The 23,712-nt window shown below is 54.8% G+C and carries 18 protein-coding genes; 10 read left to right on the top strand and 8 right to left on the bottom strand.

Annotation, left to right across the window (positions count from 1 at the left end; translation table 11 throughout):
• Together W02_RS05225 and W02_RS05220 are read right to left on the bottom strand one after the other, a co-directional pair.
• Positions 1-369: a hypothetical protein gene (locus W02_RS05225; protein ID WP_173045464.1), complete on the bottom strand. Its 369-nt coding sequence runs from the start codon at positions 367-369 to the stop codon at positions 1-3.
• 401 nt (positions 370-770) lie between these two features.
• Positions 771-1,193: a hypothetical protein gene (locus tag W02_RS05220; protein ID WP_173045462.1), complete on the bottom strand. Its 423-nt coding sequence runs from the start codon at positions 1,191-1,193 to the stop codon at positions 771-773.
• A gap of 713 nt (positions 1,194-1,906) precedes the next feature.
• On the opposite strand from W02_RS05220, the gene W02_RS05215 reads away from it, so the two are divergent.
• Positions 1,907-2,140, top strand: coding sequence for a hypothetical protein (locus W02_RS05215; protein ID WP_173045460.1), 234 nt, complete (start codon positions 1,907-1,909; stop codon positions 2,138-2,140).
• 57 nt (positions 2,141-2,197) lie between these two features.
• Here W02_RS05215 and W02_RS05210 read toward each other — a convergent pair whose 3' ends face one another.
• Positions 2,198-3,274 carry a hypothetical protein gene (locus W02_RS05210; protein ID WP_173045458.1) on the bottom strand — a complete coding sequence of 359 codons (1,077 nt, stop codon included), beginning with the start codon at positions 3,272-3,274 and terminating at the stop codon, positions 2,198-2,200.
• 229 nt (positions 3,275-3,503) lie between these two features.
• Positions 3,504-3,701: a hypothetical protein gene (locus W02_RS05205; RefSeq protein ID WP_173045455.1), complete on the bottom strand. Its 198-nt coding sequence runs from the start codon at positions 3,699-3,701 to the stop codon at positions 3,504-3,506.
• Between the two features lie 683 nt (positions 3,702-4,384).
• Between W02_RS05205 and W02_RS05200 the strand changes: the two genes are divergently transcribed.
• The gene (locus W02_RS05200; RefSeq protein WP_173045453.1) at positions 4,385-5,443 is read left to right on the top strand and encodes a small metal-binding protein SmbP; all 1,059 of its coding nucleotides are present in this window, start codon (positions 4,385-4,387) and stop codon (positions 5,441-5,443) included.
• Between the two features lie 363 nt (positions 5,444-5,806).
• Positions 5,807-6,034: a hypothetical protein gene (locus W02_RS05195; RefSeq protein WP_173045451.1), complete on the top strand. Its 228-nt coding sequence runs from the start codon at positions 5,807-5,809 to the stop codon at positions 6,032-6,034.
• A 106-nt stretch (positions 6,035-6,140) separates the two neighbouring features.
• On the opposite strand, the gene W02_RS05190 is transcribed toward W02_RS05195, so the two are convergent.
• The 3 genes from W02_RS05190 to W02_RS05180 all read right to left on the bottom strand — a co-directional run bounded on the left by W02_RS05190 (position 6,141) and on the right by W02_RS05180 (position 7,253).
• The gene (locus tag W02_RS05190) at positions 6,141-6,566 is read right to left on the bottom strand and encodes a VOC family protein (protein WP_173045449.1); all 426 of its coding nucleotides are present in this window, start codon (positions 6,564-6,566) and stop codon (positions 6,141-6,143) included.
• Positions 6,567-6,695: 129 nt separating this feature from the next.
• Positions 6,696-6,899, bottom strand: coding sequence for an integrase core domain-containing protein (locus W02_RS05185; protein ID WP_173045447.1), 204 nt, complete (start codon positions 6,897-6,899; stop codon positions 6,696-6,698).
• Between the two features lie 9 nt (positions 6,900-6,908).
• The gene (locus tag W02_RS05180) at positions 6,909-7,253 is read right to left on the bottom strand and encodes a DDE-type integrase/transposase/recombinase (protein WP_173045445.1); all 345 of its coding nucleotides are present in this window, start codon (positions 7,251-7,253) and stop codon (positions 6,909-6,911) included.
• A gap of 162 nt (positions 7,254-7,415) precedes the next feature.
• Between W02_RS05180 and W02_RS05175 the strand changes: the two genes are divergently transcribed.
• The 4 genes from W02_RS05175 (at position 7,416) to W02_RS05155 (ending at position 16,734) form a co-directional block, all read left to right on the top strand.
• On the top strand, positions 7,416-9,512 hold the full coding sequence (locus W02_RS05175) for an ATP-binding protein (protein ID WP_173045443.1): 2,097 nt from the start codon (positions 7,416-7,418) through the stop codon (positions 9,510-9,512).
• A gap of 9 nt (positions 9,513-9,521) precedes the next feature.
• A complete protein-coding gene (locus W02_RS05170; RefSeq protein WP_173045441.1) occupies positions 9,522-10,982 on the top strand; it encodes a sigma-54 dependent transcriptional regulator in 1,461 nt (486 codons plus the stop codon).
• A gap of 481 nt (positions 10,983-11,463) precedes the next feature.
• On the top strand, positions 11,464-15,948 hold the full coding sequence (locus W02_RS05165) for a 4Fe-4S dicluster domain-containing protein (protein ID WP_232068714.1): 4,485 nt from the start codon (positions 11,464-11,466) through the stop codon (positions 15,946-15,948).
• A 114-nt stretch (positions 15,949-16,062) separates the two neighbouring features.
• Positions 16,063-16,734: an MCP four helix bundle domain-containing protein gene (locus tag W02_RS05155; RefSeq protein WP_173045439.1), complete on the top strand. Its 672-nt coding sequence runs from the start codon at positions 16,063-16,065 to the stop codon at positions 16,732-16,734.
• Between the two features lie 1,089 nt (positions 16,735-17,823).
• On the opposite strand, the gene W02_RS05150 is transcribed toward W02_RS05155, so the two are convergent.
• Complete coding sequence (locus W02_RS05150) at positions 17,824-19,050, bottom strand: MFS transporter (RefSeq protein ID WP_173045437.1); 1,227 nt, start codon at positions 19,048-19,050, stop codon at positions 17,824-17,826.
• A 310-nt stretch (positions 19,051-19,360) separates the two neighbouring features.
• Between W02_RS05150 and W02_RS05145 the strand changes: the two genes are divergently transcribed.
• The 3 genes from W02_RS05145 (at position 19,361) to W02_RS05135 (ending at position 23,666) form a co-directional block, all read left to right on the top strand.
• The gene (locus W02_RS05145; protein WP_173045435.1) at positions 19,361-19,885 is read left to right on the top strand and encodes an RNA polymerase sigma factor; all 525 of its coding nucleotides are present in this window, start codon (positions 19,361-19,363) and stop codon (positions 19,883-19,885) included.
• Positions 19,886-19,975: 90 nt separating this feature from the next.
• A complete protein-coding gene (locus W02_RS05140; RefSeq protein ID WP_173045433.1) occupies positions 19,976-20,971 on the top strand; it encodes a FecR family protein in 996 nt (331 codons plus the stop codon).
• A 97-nt stretch (positions 20,972-21,068) separates the two neighbouring features.
• On the top strand, positions 21,069-23,666 hold the full coding sequence (locus W02_RS05135) for a TonB-dependent receptor (protein ID WP_173045431.1): 2,598 nt from the start codon (positions 21,069-21,071) through the stop codon (positions 23,664-23,666).
• Positions 23,667-23,712 lie beyond the last annotated feature (46 nt).

Here is a 23,712-nt window from a genome sequence, read left to right as displayed (position 1 = left end):
TCATCGAAAACTTCCTGAAATCGTACGCGAGGCATTGTTGATTTTACCGGCCGCCTCCTCCCGCTGCACCGCCGGCACCCGAGCCACCAGTCGAACCACCCATGGAGGGGCTTCCCGCACCAGGAGACCCTGGAGTGCCGTGCCCTGGCATTGGGGCACCGTGCCCTGGAACCGGGGGAACGGGGCTCGGGGTGCCGGACGTTCCAGTGCTTCCCATATTCCCTCCGCTACCCGGCGTCGAATGTTTTTCGCTGGGCCCGGCATGCGGGATGGTATTGCGGTCGATGCCTGACGGACTCGTTGTATCTCCTGATCTCGGCAATCCCGGTTGCTGTGATTTGTCGGATTGTGCAGCCCCAGATTGTGCATGAGCGAGGAAAGTAGTCCCTGCCGGAGCGCCGAAACATAAAGCAGTCACGGCTGTTCCTGTCAGAATCAGTCTCCAGTTCATTGTGCTGCTGCTCCTCCTCTGTTAAGGGGCCATTATTCCCACTTCCGTAGGCGAAGTGAGCAAAAAGGATACCTCCGGGTCTCATATGATTCCCTAGGTAAACCGATATTCAAAACTGAAAAATCTGAAAAATAAGGAGACAGATAGTCCGGATTAGACAATTTGTCGGAGGGATATTTGGATGCGTTCTTATTGCCGGGTGTGTCGATCGTTCTGAGGGTGCCAACGGTGGATGCCGCGGCTAGACTGTCCGGCCACTCAATGCCTGAAGAAATGGTGGCGCGACCCGGAGCATGAAATGATTTTCGGTATATGGTTTCTAGTGGCCGCTGAAACCCGGTGTGAATCGCATGTCATCGATGACGTCCTTAATCGACTGTTTGACACTCTCCGATTCGCCCGTGTGATCGGAAGATTCCGAAGGATCCTGAGCTCCCTCTAAGGTTCCCACCTGCGAATCCTTATAGGTCCACTGCCTTGCAACTCCCCCGGCGTCGTAGTAGTAGCGCACCGAGTGGTCAGTAGTCTTCCATTCGCAGACTTCTCCTCTTCCGGTTTGCTTCACCATGCAATTGTCAGGAGGCCCGGCCTCTATGATTCGATGATCTTTGTATTGCCCCAGGCCCTTATTGAACTCGGCGGTCAATGCACGGCGCTCGCGGTCCTTAGTGGATACACACCCAAGATTGACGGCAAGCGATAGCACTCCAAGCATCATGCCGATGGTCACGTATCTACTCATGTTATTTGAATTCCTCCGTCATGGATCCCGCCAGACAATAGCAGCCCGGCAGGGTGTGAAAAAAAGCGTGGCGAATTTGCCTCTTGCCGGCAAGTGACATCAAAGACCAATTTCGATGACTTTAAGGATTACCCGGTGCATGCCCTAGTGCAACCAGAGCCGATTAGGTGTATTATGCATAGGGTCATTTTCCATTTTGGGTTTATGCGTACCACCGCTCATTATTGTTTATCCTGCTCTCACCTGATCAGGCTTTACCCATCTACCGGCTATGAGGAAGATTTCTTCTACGCCACGAAGTTTTATCCAGACAGTCTTCGAGAAACAGACGGGACATGTGACAGGTGTAAGAATATGCATCGACCGGTCTTCTATTACCAACTACCAACTTCTTGACCCCTGCAGTCGTAGGATTGTAGCCCTCCACGGTGGTCCTCCGCAGACGTGGATTCGTTAGCTTTTCCAGATACTTAGCGCAAAATTCGAGCGTCCTTGTAACGCGAAACCACGTATTTATTCTTGAAGCATTCTGCGATTGATCAGGTTTGCGACTCTCTGCTAGAGTTCGTTCTCCTTGAAATCAGCTCAGACTGGTCATAATTGATCTTATCGAGTCTGTCGAGCCTTGATTTTCATCCCTTGAAGTTCGGACGACCAACGACGGCCGGAGAACGCATTTCCAGAGGAAAATCCGAAACAAGAAAAGGCATGTCATGGCGCAAACAATCACCTATCACAACATCACGGTGAAATCGGTTCCCCACCGCCTCTATAACGATGAATGGCGTCCGAAGATCATTCTGATTTGGATGGAGAGCGGTTCAACCGCTATCCGCCATATCGCCCCACTGGGGACTTGCGCTACGGAGAAAGAGGCCGACTTGCGGGGTATTCGTTACGGCCAAAGTATCATCGACGGCCAGGTCCCGGGCGTGACAGTGACGTAGATTCTTCCCCCATCTCTTATGACGCGCAATGCGTGCATCGTCCGAAAGGGCACTCCATTAGCGCATGATTACTTTCTTGCCTTGGTTCCAATACCATTGGAAGGCAAAGTTCGGATAAATGGCATCGGCCGCATTTTGCCCGGCGACGGTAAACAGCACGCCGAGAGCACCTACTATTGAGTCGGTCAATTTGAATTGGATTGCCGGCTCGATTCCTATGACAGTCGAACCATTCACTGCTCCTCGATTGACTGAATGGCCGTCGAGTCGCCACGTGCCGGTATGGACCGTTGCCAGTTCCAGGTTGTAGGCAAAACCATGTTTCTCACTGAGAAAGTGTTCGAAAACCAACCGAGTATTGATGACGTCTCCAACGTATGTCGTTTGGTTGTTGTCGCTGCCTGGAGCCGAATACGTGTAGTAGACTCCGCCGCTCAGCCGGAATGGTTTCAGATTTTTTCTGAATGTGGCGCCTTCCGTAAATCCTAACTCGCCGAACCGCGTGGAGGGCAATCGTCCGAGCGGCGCCACACCACCCGGCGGGCGCTCCGTCCCGGTCCATCGGCTTGTCGGCAAGATCAGCTGCTGATAGAGCGTGAAGGACGGCCTCGCGCTGTCTGGATCCTGAACCACCGGCCGGTACTTCAAGATGATCGAGGTATCGCCCATACCCGCGTCGGTCGTCCACGGGCCGCCGTTCCCCGCATTGGCCGAAGTCGTGTCTTTCGACCAGAAAGCGATCATCGACGTCGCCGCCCCCAGTTCGAAGTGATTCGAGAGTCCATAGGTCATGGTCACGAGCGGCGAGACGGCGTACGTATGCACCGGACCGTCCTTAGCCTCGGAAGGCAGCGAGAGTGTGTTGCCATAACTTTTTTCAGCCACTTGAGAGAAGACAAACGGCCGAACGGACAACTGGCCTGCCGGATGAATATCGACGGACTGAATCAATAGGGGGCCTTCCGAAAACGGATTCCAGCTCTTTCTGTATTTTTGAATCTCCTCGTCGGACGGAACCCAGTCGAATGCGTCACAAGGCGTCGCAGCCGCTGGCAACAGCAGTGCGATGATCCAGACATAGAACAGGAGATGCCGGGCAGCCTGCCTCGTCAGATTCCGGTCTCGTGCTGTCACAGTGCGAAGGAGCTATTGATAGCGGGGTCGAACATGGCGAGCGATAGGCAGGGATAATACCATGGAATGCCGGAGTTGTGTACATTGTGCCGAAGACTTCGGGTGCCGATCAGATTGTGGACGCCGTTTGAATATCATTGCCTCATGTGTCAGGGACATGTGGCTCCTAATAAGACAAGGTGTCTAGCCTTGAGCGAAGGTAGCTGCGGCGGTTGATACCCTCAATAGCTCATCTCGAGCGCGACGGCTTATTTCCGAGCAGAAACCTGAGGTGATCACCTGTGACGGTCACGAAGGAACGTCGCCGAGGTCTCTGGCTGGGCCTGTTGTTGAATCCCCACTCCAGATAAAGAAGCACGAACAGGACGATCGTTCCGAGAGCCCCGCCGATAAACAGGAGCATTCCGAAAATGTCATCTATGGTCATGGCATCCCGCCGTTTCCCGGTGAACTGCAAGCATCTCCCACTGTCGGGCAGCGCTAGCCTAGACCTGTTGTCATCCTGTGTTCAAGGGGAGACAACTACGTAAGGCTGTACTAGCCGCCTATTATCTTGGTGCCGTATGAAAGAGGTGAGTAGGACGGTACGGGTTCCTAGTGAACAATCATGCCGTGATGCAGTAAGCGTACGAAGCGCCAGAGTGATGTTAGTGATGTTCTAGAGTACCGAGCGAAAGAAATCTTGCACCGTCTGATCTCGATGACAAGCTGTCTTGGCAGATACGTTGTGTCCTGAAAACAGTCTAAAGGGAAAATATTAGTTCTTTAAGTTCGCGCATCTTGGAGAATCGAATCATGCTCTGTTTTGCACCCGTTTACGAATTCCTCTGATGTGCTCTCAGACGTGAACTCCGCACTGTAGTTTTCCGCGTGATCATCCTAAAGGGCATGCGCGCTCTGTCCTTCCCATAAGGGCGCAACACACAAACACAAATATAGATAAGTGCGCGTGATCACAGTCATTCATTGCGGCATACTGCATCAGGTCCCACCCTTGCACTGATTCCTTACAATGTTGCCGCCCCTCTTAGAGTTTCAAGATGTTCTTGAACACTTGAACAAGGGCTGCATTTATTCACGAGAGCCAGTTGAAAAACCTTGGAGGACCACATGTCGTTGCGAATTCAGACCATAGTGCCAGTAGGCGTATTGGCCATCGCTTTAGTGATGAGCGCTTCCTGCTCGATGCGACAGCAGACACGCTCGGCCGACCGTACGTACCCATCGGACGCCGGTCCGGCAGTGACTGAACGTCCTGTGCCGATCAACCCAACTGGAGCTGGGGACAATAAGTTGGACTCGGAGCGCGTTGTCGGCTGCGCGGACCAGAAGGGCGACATGACAGCGTCACCGGACTGTAGGCCCGAGAATCGGCCCATGGCCGGTAATCCTCATAAAGATGCCAGGCAAAAGACCGTCTGTCGCTCTCATACGGATTCCAGGGGCAATGTCGTCTATGATGATCCTTCCTGTCCAGCCCGCGGTCGTCAGCCGCTCCAGGAAATGGGAAGCAGTTATGAGAACGTGGCACTGACCAGAGAAAGCGCATATTTTGACCGCTATATCGAAAAAGCGGTCAAGCATGCTCGTGAGGCGGAGACCGCCGGCAGCCAGGGCAATGCCGCAGAGATGTTCAGCCATACAGAGTTATCTCTGAACAATGCCAAGGAAGCTCAACGCGCCGGAAATGTTCCCGGCTTAAGTGAAGGCATCGTGGCGCTGAGAGAGACATTAGCCATGCCGCTCCGACCCGAAGCCCATGAGGTTGCGACCAGGGGCAGGACACTCAGAAGTCATTGCGCGACCCATGCGGATATCAACGGTAACATGGTGTATGACGATCCCGAGTGTCCGGCCCGCTATTCATTGATGGACGCCACCAACCATGTACAAGAGGCTCGTATCCTGTTGTCCCAGGCGGCGGGCATCAATCCTAAGAACACGCGCCTGCCTGCGGCTGCGAATGCTCGAACTCTCGATGGCCAATTAATTCGAGCCGATGCTACTTCAAGAGCGGATGGACGCGGTCATTATGTCCTGCGAGAGGGAAATGGCACGGAAACTCCGGTGTGGTTTACACCGGATGTGCTGGGGAATATGCAGTCTGGTGATTATGTGCGGGCTCAAGTCGATGCCGATGGTCGAGTGATCGCTATTAGAAAGATTTAGCAAAGATGTAGGGAACGCAAGGCCTGGTGGTGATGTGCCTCCGGCCTTGCGTCAGTGCGAGATTCAGCTTGGGAGCGACAGTCACCGTTCTCGCGATCGTCTGGGCACCGCAGAGCCCATACACATTAATTCGCTGGGACCATGTGTCGTCCAATGTCTCACCGGGCACACACTCCAAAATTTCTAAACGTGACGAACATCGGTTTGAGCCGATGGTGCCGTAAGACATTCTCTTCGCTTTTTTGATTTCACGTCCCCCAGGTTAGCCCGTCCTCAACGTCTAGCCCCCGGCCAAAACGGCAGTAAAAGCCGACGTATCTAATCAGATGTTTCGCAAGGTCCTGCTCCTTCGTACAATGATGCATGTCCTCCGATGATCTCGCCTTTAATCGAGGCGACCAAATCAGACTCAAAGAGGAATGGTGGCCTGGTATTGCCGGTGCCAGGGCGCACGTCGTCAGCTGTCACTGGGAGCCTGACGGATCGTCCCATTATGTCATTCGTTGGGACAATCCATCGAAGAATCTCATGGAGAGCGACACGACGAAGGTCTATAAGCAAGACGAAGGAAAATTTGAGCGTGTCAGTTAGTGCCTAACAAAACCGCAGCGCAAGCAGGCGAGAAAGAAGGATGGTTGCCAACCCTGATTCGGAGGCGAAGGAGCGCCCCGCCGCTTTGCCGGAAGGGGAGAACGCTTCAGAAGAGTTCTTCGGCCAGTGCGACGATGATGCCCGCCGGGCCTCGCAGGTAACAGAGCCGATACATGTCCTCGTACTGGACCACCTCGCCGATGAGTTCGGCGCCATGGTCACGCATGCGGGCCACGGTGTCGTCGAGGTCTTCGACAGCGAACATGATCTGCCGGAGGCCCAGCGTGTTCGGCGGAGCGATCGCCGGCTCGGCCCAGACCGACTCCGGATTGCAGAACTTCGTCAGCTCGACCCGCTCGTGGCCGTCCGGGGTTCGCATCATGGCAATGTCGACCTTGACGCCCTTGAGCCCGACGAGGCGGTCCACCCAGGCTCCCTCGACCGGCCTCTCGCCTTCCAGTGACATGCCGAGATTGGTGAAGAAGGCGATGGCGGCTGTGAGGTCGTCGACCACGACGCTGACATGGTCCATTCTCTTGATCGTCATGTCCCTAACTATAGTAGATGTGCCTGCCTGCCACCAAGTGTCTTAAATAGAAGCACAGAGAATCGGTGGAGATTCGACGAAAGGCTTCGAAAGGTCGTGTAGTGCTCCCTGAAATCACGCCACTTCGGTTAATTGTTGGGCCCGAACTTGGATAGAGCTCCGATAGCCGAGCGTCTGATGCGGCCGCTCGTGGTTGTACCACTGCACCCAATCCCGAATGACTCGCCGTGCCTCCTCAAACGTTTGGAACGTGCGGTGCAGAGGCTCCTCCTTCAGACTCCGATAGAACCGTTCGATGATCCCTTTCTGCACCGGCATATAGTGCCCTCATGGAGTGATGAATTCCTGCTGCAACCGGGAGTCTCGACACGCTGCCGGAAGCGGCGACTCTGAGTGATCAGGCCGTTGCCGCTTTCGTAAGACCGGGGCTCCCCGGCCGCAAGGTACCGAACCGTGCCAAGTCAAGCAGGCCGCTTCAAGCGCCCGTTCAGCCTCCTGAGCCCGACTCCGCAGTGCGAACTCATAGCCGATCACTTTCCGATCATGACAGTCGATCACGGCGGCCAAATGTGCCCAGCCATCTTGTCCGCAGAGACTAGGCGTCACGTCCATCGTCCACCGTTCATCACTCTGCTTGGTGATCGGCTCCTCCGAAAACTTGCTCTTTTTCATGCTCTCCTTCCGCTGGAAGACTAGCTCATCACTCCAGCTTTCGCTGGTCCAGTTTTCTGGGAGGACGTCAGGCTGGAAATGCGGCGATGGCCGGGTAGTTGACATTCTTGATACGCTCCTTAATGCTACTAACTACGCTGTCTTAAGATTAGCAGGAGTCGTATGCCTCTAAGCATTGCACAGTGGTGGGATGGGCTCCGGATCCAACACAAGGTCTGGACGGTGCTCCTTCTACTCTGCGTGCCGCTTTTCATTGGATTGACGATCCATCTCTACGTAGTCAATCAACTCTTATCCCTTCAACAACAGCGCCAGGAAATCATCCTTGACCATGCGCACGTACACCACCTGCGGCGGTTGACCGCCGATATTGAGGGCGGCTTCCGGGGGTACATGATCACGCAGGATGCGACATTTTTGACGCCGCTGCACGAGGCGGAATCTAAAATTGATAAAGCCCTGTCCGAAGCCAGACTTCGATTGAACGGGGCGGCGGATTCATCCATCGATATACTGCGGATCGAGCAGCAGCTCAAGGCGTTTCTCCGGTCCAAACACGAATTGATTGCCCAGATTCAGAGCGGAAGGTCCGACCAGGCCCTAACCTATGTGCGGTCGGGAGAGGGAATGAGATTGTCCGACCGGCTCCGCGAGGACCTCGGATTGATCGAGGACAGGCTGGACGGCCAACGAATCGCGCTCAACATCGATACGGAGATATTGTCCCAGCGCACATTCGTCGGTCTCTGGATCGCGTTAGGGGGCGTTGTGATGCTGGGTTGGATCAGCTCAAGGATGTTAGCGCGCTCCCTGACCGATCCGATTTCGCGACTCAGGGCCGCAACCGGCAGGATGGGGAACCACATTCCTCTCTCCGAGATCGACGATTTGTTTACTCCATTGCGTGCATCGCAGGACGAGCTTGGGCAGCTTGCCCATGCGTACCTCGAAATGGCCAGACGAATCCATACCCACGTGGACGAACTGGAAGTGCTGATCACAATCGGGCAGGACATCAATACCATTGGACCCGACGGACTGGACGGCGTCTTGCGGCGGATTCTGGATCGTGCGGTCGAGCTGATCGGCACGAGTTCTTGCCTGGTGCTGATCCGGGACGAGCGAATGGGATGCTGGGTCGTCGAAGCGGCTTCTGGAGAGTGGAATGACCGTTTGAAAAAGTCGGTGATGCTCTGGGAGGAGTTGCCGGTATGTGTCCTGGCATTTGAAAGCGGTGACGTGGCGACCGGCGATCAATTTCGCGCCGACCGGCGTCCTCACGTGGTCAGGCGGAATCTCATCGGGGATTCCATGCTGGCCATTCCGCTGATGGCGCAAGGTGTTCCGTTCGGGGTGCTCTCGCTCATCAATGGAAGGGATGAACCGACGGGCAACTGGAACATCCGTCTGGCGAAAGGCCTTGCGCAGCAAGCCGCGCTGGCTATTGCGAATGCTCGGCTGTACGATGCGGTTCAGGAAAAGCAGCGAGGATTGCTGGCGCGGTTACGACATCTTGAAAGCCTTGCGGAAACGCTGGCGCACGATCTCAAAGGTCCCGGTGCGAGAATGGAAGAACTGGCCCGGCTGCTCGCGCAAAAATTTACCGGACACATCGATGAACGTACGGCCAAGTGGTTGAGATTGATTCAGGAAAACGGCAGCGACATTGTCCAACGTGTCGAGGGAATCCTGGCTGTTGCACGGGTAGGCTCGGGGCAGGGGCCCGTCACCGCTGTGGATCCTGCGCTCGTGATCGAAGAGGTGCTCAAAGCCCATGCCGGAGAAATCGAACGGCTGCACGCCAATGTCGAGGTCGGCAGGGGATTACCCCTGGTGGCTTGCCATGGCGCCTACCTCCGGCAGGTGTTCGACAACCTTCTATCGAATGCATTGAAATATTCACGTCCGGAAGAGCGTCCGGTCATCGATATCTCCGCTCGCATAGACCAGAATATGGCGTGTTTTACCGTTCGAGACCGCGGCATCGGCATCCCCGAATCTCGCAGAAGCGACGTGTTCAAGCCGTTCATCAGATTGGCGCCAGGGAATGCCCCAGGCAGCGGAATTGGGCTGGCGATCGTGCAACGAATTGTCGAGCTGTACGGCGGCCGCGTCTGGATTGAGGCGGCAACGTTTGACGGGTGTGCGGTCCGATTTACGGTTCCTTGTCTGAAAGATAATGCAGGAGCGGCCGGCTTCGGTTCCTCCAGGGAAAATCCCGCGGAGATCGTAGACGGCTCGATCAAAGGCTTCTGTTAAGATGCGTTGATGACACATCACGACGTCCTCGACATTGCAGCCTCGAAGAAACGCGCGAAGGTTCCCTTTACGATCCTGGTCGTCGAGGACAATCCCACGGACATCGAATTGATGCTGCATGCGTTGGAAGAGGCCGACCTGCAGCCACTGGGCGGCGAATTTGAAATGGAAGTCCGCGCGAACGCCGAAGGGGCGTTACACCTGCTTCAGGAGCGGTCCGTCGATCTTGTGCTGACGGATATGATGCTGCCGGGCATGAACGGTTTGGATCTGGTGAGTCGACTTCAACAGATCGATCCCAACCTTCCGGTATTGGTCGTTTCGAGAATGAACACCGTCTCGCAGGCCGTCGAAGCGATGCGTCGAGGGGCGTTCGACTATGTGCTGAAGCCGGTGAATGCCGAAGATCTTGGCATAAGGCTCCATCGGGCAATTCGGATTTCGGAGATCCTCCGCCGACAAGAAATCTATGAAGAACATGGTCGCCGGAACACGGTCGTCAAGAGTTTCGTAGGAATCAGCCGATCATTCAATCAGGTCCAGCGGAGTATCGAGATCGCCGGACAAAGCCAATCCACGGTTTTGATCACAGGTGAAACGGGAACAGGGAAAGGACTGATTGCCAGGGCTATCCACCAGCAGAGTCTCCAACAGGAGAAGCCGTTTCAGGTCATCGATTGTACGACCGTTCCAGAAGGCATCATGGAGAGTGAACTCTTCGGCCATACCCGTGGCGCCTTCACCGGAGCCATTGCTGACAAACCGGGGCTGATCGAATTGGCGAAGGACGGCACCGTATTTTTCGATGAGATCGGTGAATTGCCCCTGATTCTCCAATCCAAGCTGTTACGCGTGCTAGAGGACAATGAAGTCCGTCCGGTCGGAGGAACCCGGGTTCGCCGAATCGACACGCGTTTTATCGCGGCGACGAACCGCAATCTCGAGGAGCGGGTGCGGGAAGGGTCATTTCGGAAGGATCTGTACTACCGGCTGGCCGTGATTTCCATTGCCGTCCCACCGTTGAGAGAGCGGCCGGAAGACATTCCAATCATCGCCCGCAAGCTCCTGAGCACGCTGAGAGCCAAGTTGGGAAGGATGAATTGTTATTTTGACGAGTCTGCCGTGGAGGCTCTGTCGGGATACTCCTGGCCGGGGAACGGCCGCGAACTTCGGAACGTGGTGGAGCGGGCGGTTATCTATGCGACCGGAGACGTGATCACGGGGAAGAGCATTCGAACGCTGTTGCCGGCGCATCCAGTCATGATCGACGGGACTGCGCTCGTCTCTCTTCCGTACATGAAGGCCAAAGAACTCGCGATCGATGAATTTACCAAGTCGTATCTTCAGGCAAAACTCTCCCAACACGGGGGTGTCATTACCAAGGCAGCGGAGAGTAGCGGCATTCCGCGCCAGCATTTCTCCACTCTCATGAAACGGTTCCTGGGCCACGAGGGTGATGAAGCAGATTAAGTTTCTGCCACATCACACTCATTTACTCGCTGCTCTCTTCGACAACGACGCTGTCCACTACTAAATCGGCCTATTCCGCAGACATAGCCCGCCGCGCATATTCGCATATGCTGACAAAAATCATTGAAAGGATTTGAAGAGTATCCAATTTCCCCATCTCCGACTCTGCTTCCGCATATCTGCATATTCCTTTTCGTAGCTTCGAAATAATCCATTCCTACTGCATGAATTTTACCAACAGTGCAATTTAACATTGCATATCAAGCTGTTGCGCTGAATTTCATCGTTCCGATCATTCCATCATTATCCCTGGCAATCTCCTTGCTGAGAGTCACCCTCCAGATGAACAGGGGGTGGGCCGCCTGAAGCATCCAAAACCAGGATGAAGGGAGGTGAATGGCTTCGAGTTGAGGAACTGTATGCCAGAACTTTAGCAGGGAGGGACAGGACAATGGTGTTATCGCGTAGACAGTTCTTGAAAGTGACGACTGGGACGATCGCGGCAGTCGCGCTTGCAGACAAGGTGTTGGCGCTGACGGCGCTGCAACCGGTCATCGAGGTAGGCAATCCACTCGGTGATTATCCGGATCGCTCATGGGAGCGGGTGTATCACGATCAATATCGCTATGATTCTTCATTTACCTGGGTTTGCTCACCGAATGACACCCACGCCTGCCGCATCCGTGCCTTCGTCCGGAACGGCGTCGTCATGCGGGTGGAGCAGAACTACGATCACCAAACGTATGAAGACCTGTACGGCAATCGCGGAACGTTCGCCCATAACCCGCGGATGTGTCTGAAGGGCTTCACCTTCCATCGCCGCGTCTACGGCCCGTATCGCTTGAAGGGGCCATTGATGCGGAAAGGGTGGAAGGAATGGATGGATGCCGGCTCACCTGAGCTGACGCCGGATGTGAAGCGCAAATACAAATTCGACAGCCGCTTTCTCGACGACATGATGCGCGTATCCTGGGATACGGCATTCACCTACGCCGCAAAGGCCATGATCATCGTGGCGACGCGATATAGCGGTGAGGCGGGCGCGCGGCGGTTGCGCGAACAGGGCTATGCGCCGGAAATGATCGAGATGATGAAGGGCGCCGGTACGCGCTGCTTCAAACACCGGGCCGGGATGCCCGTGTTGGGAATCATCGGGAAAATGGGCAATACGAGAATGAACGGTGGTGTCAATGCATTGTTGGATACATGGATTCGGAAGGTCACCTCGGATCAAGCCCAGGGTGGCCGGTATTGGTCGAACTATACCTGGCATGGCGACCAGAACCCATCAAATCCTTGGTGGTGTGGCGCACAGGCGTCTGACATCGATCTTTCCGATATGCGGTTCTCCAAGCTCAACACGAGCTGGGGAAAGAACTTCGTCGAGAACAAGATGCCCGAAGCGCATTGGAAACTCGAGTCGATCGAGCGGGGTGGCCGTATCGTCGTGATCACCCCGGAGTACAACCCCACCGCGTATCGTGCCGATTATTGGATGCCACTCCGGCCGCAGTCGGACGGCGCGATTTTCCTGGGTGCGCTCAAGATCATCGTCGATGAAAATCTTCATGATGTCGATTTCTTGAAAGGCTATTCCGATGCACCGGTCCTCGTGCGTACGGATACCCTCCAGCACTTGGACCCTCGTGATGTGATTCGCGATTACAAATTCCCAGATTTTTCCAAGAGCTATTCAGGCCGCATTCAGTCGTTGAAACAGGAGCAGATCGAACGGTTGGGCGGCATGATGGTCTGGGATCTCAACAAAAACCAGCCCGTGCCGCTTCATCGCGAACAGGTTGGATGGCATTACACTCACAGCGGCATTGACGCCGCGCTCACCGGCACGCATCGAGTCAAGCTATTGAACGGCCGCGAGATCGACGTGATGCCGATTTGGCAGCTGTACACGGTGCATTTTCAGGATTATGACCTGGATACGGTCCACCAGATTTGCCGGACACCGAAAGATCTCTTGGTCCGCTGGGCAAGGGATTCCGGCACGATCAAGCCCGCCGCGATTCATAACGGTGAAGGGACGAACCACTACTTCCACATGACCGTCAATTCCCGGGGAGCCGCAATGGTGCTGATCGCCACAGGCAACGTTGGGAAATTCGGAACCGGTCAGCATACCTGGGCCGGCAATTATAAAGCCGGAACATGGGCGGCAACGCCTTGGTCGGGCGCCGGGCTCGCCGTACACACGGGTGAGGACCCGTTCAACATCTCGCTGGATCCGAATGCACACGGCAAAGAAATCAAGACCAAGTCCTACTATTATGGCGAGGAAGTCGGCTACTGGAACCACGGCGACACCGCGCTGATCGTGAACACCCCCAAGTACGGACGCAAGGTCTTCACCGGCAAAACGCATATGCCGACTCCGAGTAAGTTCCGTTGGGTCACCAACGTGAACGTGCTCAACAATGCGAAACATCACTACGACATGGTGCGCAACGTAGATCCGAGCATCGAGACCCTGATCACGCAGGACATCGAGATGACCTCGGACGTCAACCACAACGATATCGCCTTTGCGTGCAATTCCTGGATGGAGTTCACCTATCCGGAAATGACGGTGACGGTCTCCAATCCTTGGGTGCAGGTGTGGAAGGGCGGCATCCGGCCGTTGTACGACACGCGCAACGACCTCGATACGTTCGCCGGTGTCGCCGCCAAGTTGGCGGAGATGACCGGTGACAAACGGATGCGGGATTACTTCAAGTTCGTCTATGACAATCGGGTGGACGTCTATGTGCAGCGTCTTTTAGATGCTTCATCCACGTTCTACGGTTACAGCGCGGACGTGCTCTTGAAGTCGGAGAAGGGCTGGATGGTCATGACCCGCACCTACCCGCGTCACCCGTTCTGGGAGGAGACGAACGAATCCAAACCCATGTGGACACGAACCGGCCGGTATGAGACCTACCGGACGGAGCCGGAAGCGATCGAGTACGGCGAGAATTTCATCTCGCACCGGGAAGGCCCGGAGGCGACGCCGTATCTGCCGAACGCGATCATGACGAGCAACCCGTACATCCGGCCGGACGACTATGGGATTCCGATCACGGCGCAGCACCACGACGATAAGACGGTGCGCAACATCAAGCTGCCGTGGCAGGAAATCAAGCGGCACTCCAACCCGTTGTGGGAGAAGGGGTACCAGTTCTACTGCGTGACGCCCAAGACCCGGCACCGGGTGCACAGCCAGTGGTCGGTGAACGATTGGGTGCAGATTTACGAGTCGAACTTCGGCGATCCGTACCGCATGGACAAACGGACGCCGGGCGTCGGCGAGCACCAGATCCACATCAACCCGCAGGCGGCGAAAGACCGCGGCATCAACGACGGCGACTATGTCTATGTGGACGGCAACCCGGTGGACCGGCCCTATCGGGGCTGGAAGCCCTCGGATCCGTTCTACAAGGTCGCGCGCTTGATGATTCGCGCGAAGTACAACCCGGCCTATCCGTATCACGTGACGATGGCGAAACACGCTCCGTACGTGTCGACGGCGAAGTCGGTGAAGGGCCACGAGACGCGGCCGGACGGCCGGGCGATCGCGGTGGACACCGGCTATCAATCCAACTTCCGGTATGGGGCCCAACAGTCCTTTACCCGGTCGTGGCTGATGCCGATGCACCAGACCGACTCACTCCCGGGCAAGCACGCGATTGCCTGGAAGTTCAAGTGGCAACTGGGACGGAAGATGCTGTACCCGTACGAGGAGCGGCATCCGAAGTGGCAGTTTGCCTTTGTGTTCAACATCAATCGGTGTTTGGCCTGTCAGACCTGTTCGATGGCGGACAAGTCGACGTGGCTGTTTTCGAAGGGGCAGGAGTACATGTGGTGGAACAACGTGGAGACGAAGCCCTACGGGGGGTATCCGCAGTTCTACGACGTGAAGATCACGCAGTTGATCGAGCAGGTGAACCCGGGGGGGCAGGTGTGGAACGTGCGGGTGGGCCGCAAGCACCATGCGCCCTATGGGGTGTTCGAAGGGATGACGATCTTCGACGCGGGGGCCAAGGTGGGCCAGGCGGCGATCGGCTACATCCCGACGGACCAGGAATGGCGCTTCGTGAACATCTACGAGGACACCGCCACCTCGATGCGCTCCTTGGTGGAAGGCATCGATAAGTCGGGGTTCTCGCGCGATGAACCGTGGCGGCTCACGGGCAGCAGCCTGCCGGAGCATGAGACGTTCTTCTTCTACCTGCAGCGGATCTGCAACCACTGCACATACCCGGGGTGTCTGGCGGCCTGTCCGCGCAAGGCGATCTACAAGCGGCCGGAAGACGGCATTGTGTTGATCGACCAGAACCGCTGCCGGGGGTACAAGAAGTGCGTGGAGCAGTGTCCGTTTAAGAAGCCGATGTACCGGGGGACGACCCGGGTGTCGGAGAAGTGCATTGCGTGCTATCCGCGGATCGAGGGCAAGGATCCGCTGACGGGCGGGGAGCCGATGGAGACGCGCTGTATGGCGGCGTGCGTGGGCAAGATCCGCATGCAGAGCCTGGTGCGCATCGGCGAAGACGGCCTGTGGGCGGAGGACCGGTGGCATCCCCTGTACTACACCATTCGGGTGGAGCAGGTGGCGCTGCCCTTGTATCCGCAGTGGGGCACCGAGCCCAACGGCTTCTACATTCCGCCGCGGCATTCCCCCCGGGGCTATGCGCGGCAGATGTTCGGCCCGGGCGTCGACAATGCCATTGAGAAGTACCTGGTGCCGAGCCGGGAGCTGTTGGCCGTCCTCCAACTCTGGCGGGCCAGCCAGCAGATCATCTTCCGCTACGACGTCATTCCGGGCCCGAAGGTGTTTGAAACCCAGATCCACGGGAAGCGCTTTGAGATGTACAACGATACCGTGCTGGGCTTCAACAAGTCGGGCAAGGAAGTGGCCCGCATCCAGGTCGAAGAGCCCATCTACATTCGCCCCGCCGAACGGGTGAACTGGCTGTAAAGCCAACGTTGTCGAATGATCGATCGGGGATTCCCTTACTCGATCATTCGAGATAGAGATCTCACAGGGCAGAGATGTCGCAAGGCACTCTGCCCTTTCTGTATCGAGAGCGGAATGAACCTGCGCGCGCGATTTCTATGGATGCATGTGCTCGTCAGTCTTCTCATCATCGGTTGCGGCCTCGTGGGCTCCCGCGTCTTAAACCGTGTGGATCAGAATCTTCGTGTCATGTATGCCGAATATACGCTGGCGGTTACGGATCTGAGCTACATCAACGGAGAGCTCGTTCGATATCGAACGTCCGTCATCCGTGCCGTGCAAACCGATACGCAAGGAGAGTTTAGACGGATTGTGGACTCTCTCGCTCAAAAGCGATCGCGCATCGATACGGCGCTGGAGCGATTCATCAGAGTCAGCAATCGAGCGTCATCCGAGCAGAACATCGATAACAGGGAGCTTGAGGAGGTTAAGGCGGTTCAAGCGAAGCTGGAGGAGTATATGGCCTCCTCGGAGCGCACGATTCAGATCATGGAAAAAGTCTGGCAATCGGGATCGGAGGGTCGGGCGGTTGAATGGCGGGATGAGGCGGAACGCAACATGGCCATAGAATCCGGGATGAAATTCGTGAGCGTAACGAACGAATTGGAACGGTTGATCGAAGTCGTCGCGGAGATTGCCGGCAGAGTACGAAGGGATGCGGATAATTCGTTGAGGGTCACTATCACGCTGTTTATTGGAGTCAGTTTCGTCCTCGCGGTCGGTATATGGTGTCTGCCACGTCATTGAGATCATGCAAATGCTCCATTGCGCCCGTAAGGAACACAACAGTGCCGTGGCATAACAATGAATGATGGAACTAAGCGCGGATCATACACATATGCTTTAAGTTTACAGTGCCGAACCATGACACGGGTGACGTAAGCCATGGCGACTCAGGTCCAATATAAGAACCATACAATCGTCTCCTTACCGCACTGGCATCGAGGCTTGGGATGGATTCCACGGATTCTCATCAGTAAAGCTGTGAGCGAAATTCTCTCTACACAAGAATTTCGTTTGAACGGTAGTAGCTGGCCCACGGAGCATGAGGCCGATGTGCACGGTGTCACGTATGGCCAACGGATCATTAATGGAGAAATAGTGGGCGTGAATCTAATGGACATGTACGAGCCGCCCAGCACATAAGTCAGCATCAGGGTCAGTCAACACATCAATGGGGTCAGTTTTTTGACTTCGTATGTTGCTGATCTCTCTCATGACCCCTAATCAAGCGACTGTACGATAACGGTCGAAGCGCGGCCTGATATCTTTGACAATCCCCGATAACTTGGAAGACCGGTATGGCTGGAGCCGCGAGAGAAACTTCGAACTAACCGTCCGTGGAGATGTAAAACGCCTCCTAGGCGTTTGATGGTCAAGAATATTTAGCGTTGAGTCCCAGGCAGCCTTCCCTTTAAAGCATCAATCGGTCCAGTCACTTGCGTTTGGACTTGTACGGATTACTAGGGCTGCACGTATTGCGGAGCCGTGCCTGCCGCTGAGTGGGGGAGCAACTATTGTGACCGGTATATCACCATAGGTGATATGAGACGGGTATACGATTGGACCCTCCGGAGCATGGAGACCAGTAGGGAGTATCACCAGCCTGATGAGTGAAGAGACGTCTTACAGGAACTACAGGATTACATCTCAACCCGTCCAGCTCATGGATTCGCAGCCATGGCAAGCTGACATCGGTGAATTGATTGGTTTTGACACCGTTCTTCTCCCCTTCAGGAAGTACCGGGAGAAACCAAGGGCAAATAACAAGGACGGTCAAGGTTTTTAAATGGCTCGAATGTTCAATATCAAGTAAATGGCGAAGATCCGACGCCATCATTGTGCCGGGGATTGATAACCACCCGTCTCCGGCATTTTCCAAACAAACAGGAGCAGCGCGACCACCGCGGCAGTTGCGAGCATGAGGAACCCCGCGCCGTATCCCCAGAGGCCGACTACATACCCCGCAGCCAGATTACTGAGTGCGGCTCCGATACTCTGGGCTGTGGCGATCGCCCCCAGGGCGAAATTATACCGTCCAGTTCCCTTCATGAGATCGGCGACCACGGTCACCCACAAAACCCCAAAGATGCCTGCCCCGATGCCGTCCAATAGCTGAACCGCGACGATATACAGGGGGGCATCACTCAGCGTATACAAAAGCCCGCGTATAGGAAGCACAGCGAATCCGATTAAGAACACCGGTCTGCGTCCCCACGTCCCGGCTAAGCGGCCTGCCGCCGCAGCCACAGGAATCATGATGATCTGGGCGGCAATGATGCACGCGGACATCGACAGCGAAGCGACCTCGGGATTATCACGAGAGAGAAGTTGGCCTGCGAGCGGAAGCATGGCGGCATTGGCAAAATGAAAGAGCGCGGTGCTGAGAGCGAAAATGAGAAGGGTTCGATTGCGGAACAAGATGCTGAGGCCAGAGATGCGTTCCGATGCATTCCCGTTCGAAGCGGCAGCACGTGCACGACCGTGATCAATATCACGCTCCCGGATAAACAGGACGGACACCATACTCCCCACGGCCATTGCGCTGACGAGAAAAAAGATCCATTGCACGCCGAGGACATGGCCAGCGATCCCTGCCAGCAGAGCAGACAGGACATTCCCAGCATGATTCAAGGCTTCATTACGCCCCATTCGAACCGGAAAGAGGTTCGGACCTACTAAGCCGAGGGTAATAGCCGCCACAGCCGGCGGAAAAATCGCTGCAGCAATCCCATTGAACAACTGGACGCCGAGTACGAATTCAAATGAGGAATGGAATGTGAGGGCCGTGCAGCCGATACCGACAAACAGGGACGCGAGGACGGTGAGCAATCGTTTCTGGTTGAGGGTATCGATTAGGATGCCGCATGGGGTTTGAGCGGCAACGCTGGCAATGCCCATGGCGGACATGGCTACCCCAATGCTCGCTGGGTCCCATTGTTGGACTGTCAGAAGATAGATGGCGAGATAGGGACCAACCCCGTCGCGAACATCTGCCAAGAATATGTTGAGGGTATCGAGAGCACGGAGACTTTCTCTGCTCGGGACTTTTAGAGCTGCCACTAAGGGTTCTCCCGGTCATGAGTGTTACGTCACCATCCTGCTTAAACAAGTCATGCGCCCAACGATACGGTACTTGAGATCTTGGAAATGAATGCGAGAGTGGCTTAGGTCGGTCTACGGGCTGATCCGGCGCAGATTCCACCGGGGAGTTCAGGAAGAAGAAGTGCCGGAATGGTTAGGCATGGAGTCTTCAGAAGTTGGAAAGCGCTCCGCTTCAGTAATCACTCCATACTGCAGCAGGTTCAGAGTCAGTTAGTTGCAGGTGATTTTGAGAACTGCTATCATCCAACCCCCGTTCCAGTGATGGACCATGAATCTCACCTATTCCGACATTGAGCGGCTCTTTGACGAGCAACGCCACGTGTTGACGTTGCACGTGACACGTCTGGTTCGTTCCAAAGAGTTGGCGACTGATCTCGTCCAAGAAGCCTTTACCCGCATACTCGGTATTGCCGGGAAAGAGAACGTCATCTATCCTCGATCGCTTCTGTATCGAACGGCGATTAATCTCGCTATTGATCACCTCAGAAGTCGTAAGACGCCTACGTGTTCCCTCTCGGAGCCTGTGACTGAGGACGCCGCGCTGAACGTCGCTTCTCTCATCCCCACGCCTGATCGTGAGCTGTCGGCCAAACAACAATTGCAACAAGTTCAGGCAGTGATAGATCAACTCCCTCCACGATGCCGGCACGCATTTCTCCTGCACCGAGTGGAGGGGTATAGCTACGTGCAAATTGCAAGAGAGCTTGGAATATCGAAAAGTGCGGTCGAGAAGTTGATTACTCGCGCATTGAAGCAGTGTTGGAATTCACTCGATCTCCTCGACTTTCCATAACCCAGGATGGGGTGGTGACGTGCATTTCCGTCATAGCATATACTCCACGTGTCTCTTGGAAGGCATGATCCTCTGGCACGAAAGTCAGGCATGTCGAAATCCGACAACAACGTGAATTCCCCTCAGTCCACAGCTCAAGACAGCAGAATTGTCGATGAGGCCATTGATTGGTTTGGACGGCTGCGTGCAGACGATGTCACGATTGAAGAAAGACAGGCGTTTGAGCGTTGGTGTCAGCAAGACCCCATGCACGAACGTGCATTTCGCAAGGTCAATGCGGCCTGGGATCACCCGATCTTCAAAACAGCCGCACGCCGATCGGCCGAATCAACAGACCATCTCAATCACGTTCCTGCAACCAGCTGGCTGCCATCTTATTGGCATGCGATCGGAGCGGCTGCGATACTCGTCTTATTCATTTTGGCCGCGGAACAGTGGGACCTGTTCACGCGCCTGCAAGCAGACTATTACACGTCGGTGGGAGAACGGCGCACCATCGAGTTGCCAGATCACTCAACCCTCACCATGAATACGCGGACCGCTGTGGCCATCAGGTACGAAGACCACACCAGGAAAGTGCATCTCCTGCAAGGCCAAGCGTTCTTTCGAGTTGCTCCCGATACGCAACGTCCTTTCATCGTAGAACATAACGGCATTACGACCCGCGCTGTCGGGACTGAGTTCGACGTGCAAACCCAATCTTCAGGAGTCCAAGTGACAGTGGTCGAGGGACTAGTGCAAGTCTCTGAGGCTCGCGGTTCGTGGCCACACATTGCCCTTGAGGCGGGAAAGCAAGTACGTGTTCAGGCTGACCGCTCAGAAGAACCGCATTCGATCGAGGTCCATATAGCCACCGGATGGTTACGGAATAGATTAACGGTCACATCGGCGCTGTTAGGCGATGTGATTGACGAGGTCCGTCGTTATTACCCAGGAACGATTATTATCGCGAATCCACAATTGAGACTGATTCATGTCACTGGGACCTATCATCTCAATGAACCGGCAGCCCTTCTCGCGACTCTTTCCAAAACCCTTCCATTTCACATGGTCGCGGTGACCGATCGCCTGACCATTCTCTATTGATCCACTCATAATATTATTTTTCCCATGTGGGGTGTCAGGGCCTCTTTCCGTCAAGGCAACGTATACGTTGCATTCTGACGAAGGAGGAGGCGCCTCGATGAGTATCGGCAAAACTCAGTTGAAAGTTTTCACTTCAAAGGGATTCACCTACACTCTAGCCGTCCATCTGCTCATCGCATGCCAGAGTCTCTCGATGATACCGGCATTGGCGCAAGATGGAATAGGGGCAGGAAGTGAACCGCGTCAATTCATGTTTAATATTCCCTCTCAACCTCTCTCATCAGCCCTGCATAGTTTTGCAGACACTACTGACTGGCAGGTGAGTATTCCCTCTGAAATCGCTGCGGATATGAGTTCTCCCGGGGTTACTGGCTCACTTACACCAGAACAAGGGTTGAAAAGTCTATTGGTCGGTACCGGTCTGACGTATCGATTCGTCGGACCGAAAATTGTGACGCTCAAACGCGACAGTTCAGGAGCTGTCGTGCCTGGCTTGGTCGGGGCTGGGGCTGCTGGAGCGGCGGCCGCCTCAGGAAACGGAGCGACTGACACAGCCCCGAGTAACGCTCAGAAACCAGTCAAGGTGCCGGAGATTCTGGTGAAGGATATACGCGAACGTGAAAGCGATCCAAAATCGTACGTCGCAGAGGAAGCAAATACGGCTATGCGTACCGATACACCTATACGTGACTCGCCGCAATCAATTCAGGTGGTCACAAGAAAAGTGATTGAGGAGCAGAAGGCCATTCGGCTGGATGATGCTCTACAAAATATCAGCGGGATCTCTACGTTTTCACAAAGTGCTGACGTCAATGACGCGTGGTTCATTCGAGGCTTTGCTATAGGCAATAACAATATGTTTCGCAATGGGTTATTCGATCTTTTCTCCGCACAGCTTGCGTCCGATACCTACAATGTACAACGTCTAGAGGTGTTAAAGGGGCCGGCGTCGGTCCTGTACGGACTGGGCGATCCAGGCGGCATCATAAATATCGTGACTCGTAAGCCATTACCAGATGCGGCTTATTCTGCTAACGTCACTCTCGGCAACTATAATCTCTACCGATCAGAACTCGATGCGACTGGTCCACTGAATGCCAGTAAGACGCTGCTCTATCGTTTAACAGTTGTCGGCCAAAAAGCCTTGAGTTTCGTCGATTTCGCCAATCGCGATGCGGTGGGAGTTACCCCTTCCATTACGTGGATCATGGGGTCTCGTACGACGCTGACTGTGGATGGCGAATATTTCAAACGATGGACTCAGCGCATTCCGGGCCTTCCCTCCGAGGGGACGGTGTTGCCCAACATCAATGGTGATATCCCTCGTAATCGCTTTACAGGCATGGGAAATTTTGGGAGAAACGACCGCACAGTCTATCGTGTTGGTTATGATCTTTCTCATCAATTCAATAATAATTGGTCAATTCGAAACATGTACCGCTATTCCATTCTGCAAAGTGATCAAATAAATGGGGGTATTCTAGCCTTAGAGCCAGATCAGCGAACGGTGTCGAGATTTTGGGGCAGTGGCCCTGGTGAAACCAGCATCTCTCGCCAACATCTCCACAGCATGGTAACCAATATAGTAGGCCGCTTCAGATTGCTGCAAATGGACCACACGTTGCTGACTGGGGTCGAACTACGAGAGGTACGGCAAAACCCAATACAGATTACAACGCGCACGGGACCCTCTTTGAATTTGGACCTGTATAATCCAGATTACGGTATCAATCCGTTCAGCGCGCCGATTAGTGCAGTGAGACTTTTTGAAACGGAACAAAAGCTCGTAGGGGTCTATCTCCAAGATCAAATTGCCTTACTGCCAAACTTGAAATTGGTTGGTGGGGTACGGTTTGACTACGTGCATCAGTTTCAACGTGCGGGCACTGTTGCGGCCAACCCACCTGAGCAGACCTCGGACGACACCGGTGTAAGTCCTAGACTGGGGTTGGTCTACCAACCAATCGAGCCGGTCTCCTTGTATACCTCTTGGACTCGAGGGTTCTTGCCAAACTCCCCTGGGTCGTTCAATCCAACCGGCGAACTGTTTAAACCGGAGCGATCTACCCAGTACGAAGTTGGTATAAGGACCTTCTTCTTTCAGAATCGATTGTCACTTGGTCTCGCCTGGTATCATTTGACGCGCGAAAATCTGGTGACGCCCGATCCAGACCCTGCTCGTGCTGCTCAAGGTTTTGCTGTGCAAACGGGGGAGCAACGGAGCCAAGGTATTGAATTGGATGTCACAGCTAGTTTGGCCGATGGGTGGAACGTGATTGCCAGCTATGCGTATACCGATGCAGAAGTGACAAAAGACAACGATCCCACGCTCGTGAATAGGCGTTTAGGGATGATTCCGTATAATAAGGCGACGCTTTGGTCGACCTATCATTTCCAAGAGGGATCGTTAAAGGGATTTGGCTTAGGCGGGGGAGTGATCGGCTATACAGGACGCAATGTTTGGATCTTTGATCCGCAAGTCAATGTGCCGGGGTACGTGATTGTGAATGCAGCTCTTTATTACAACCGCGATTTAGAGCCTAACAACTGGCTGAAAGCAAAGCAAATAAACGTCGCTGTGAATTTCCGTAATTTGCTCGATCAGCGGTACGTCGGTTATGCAGATAACAGCCTGACGGGGTATTTCTACGGCGACCCGCGTACCGTGCTAGCCACGGTGGGCCTGCGGTTCTAAACTCTTCGAGGGAGAGTCAACGGGTACTATTTCCCTTTTTGTCATC

Source organism: Nitrospira sp. KM1, assembly GCF_011405515.1.
GTDB lineage: Bacteria > Nitrospirota > Nitrospiria > Nitrospirales > Nitrospiraceae > Nitrospira_C.
This window is presented reverse-complemented; position numbering and strand designations above follow the sequence as displayed.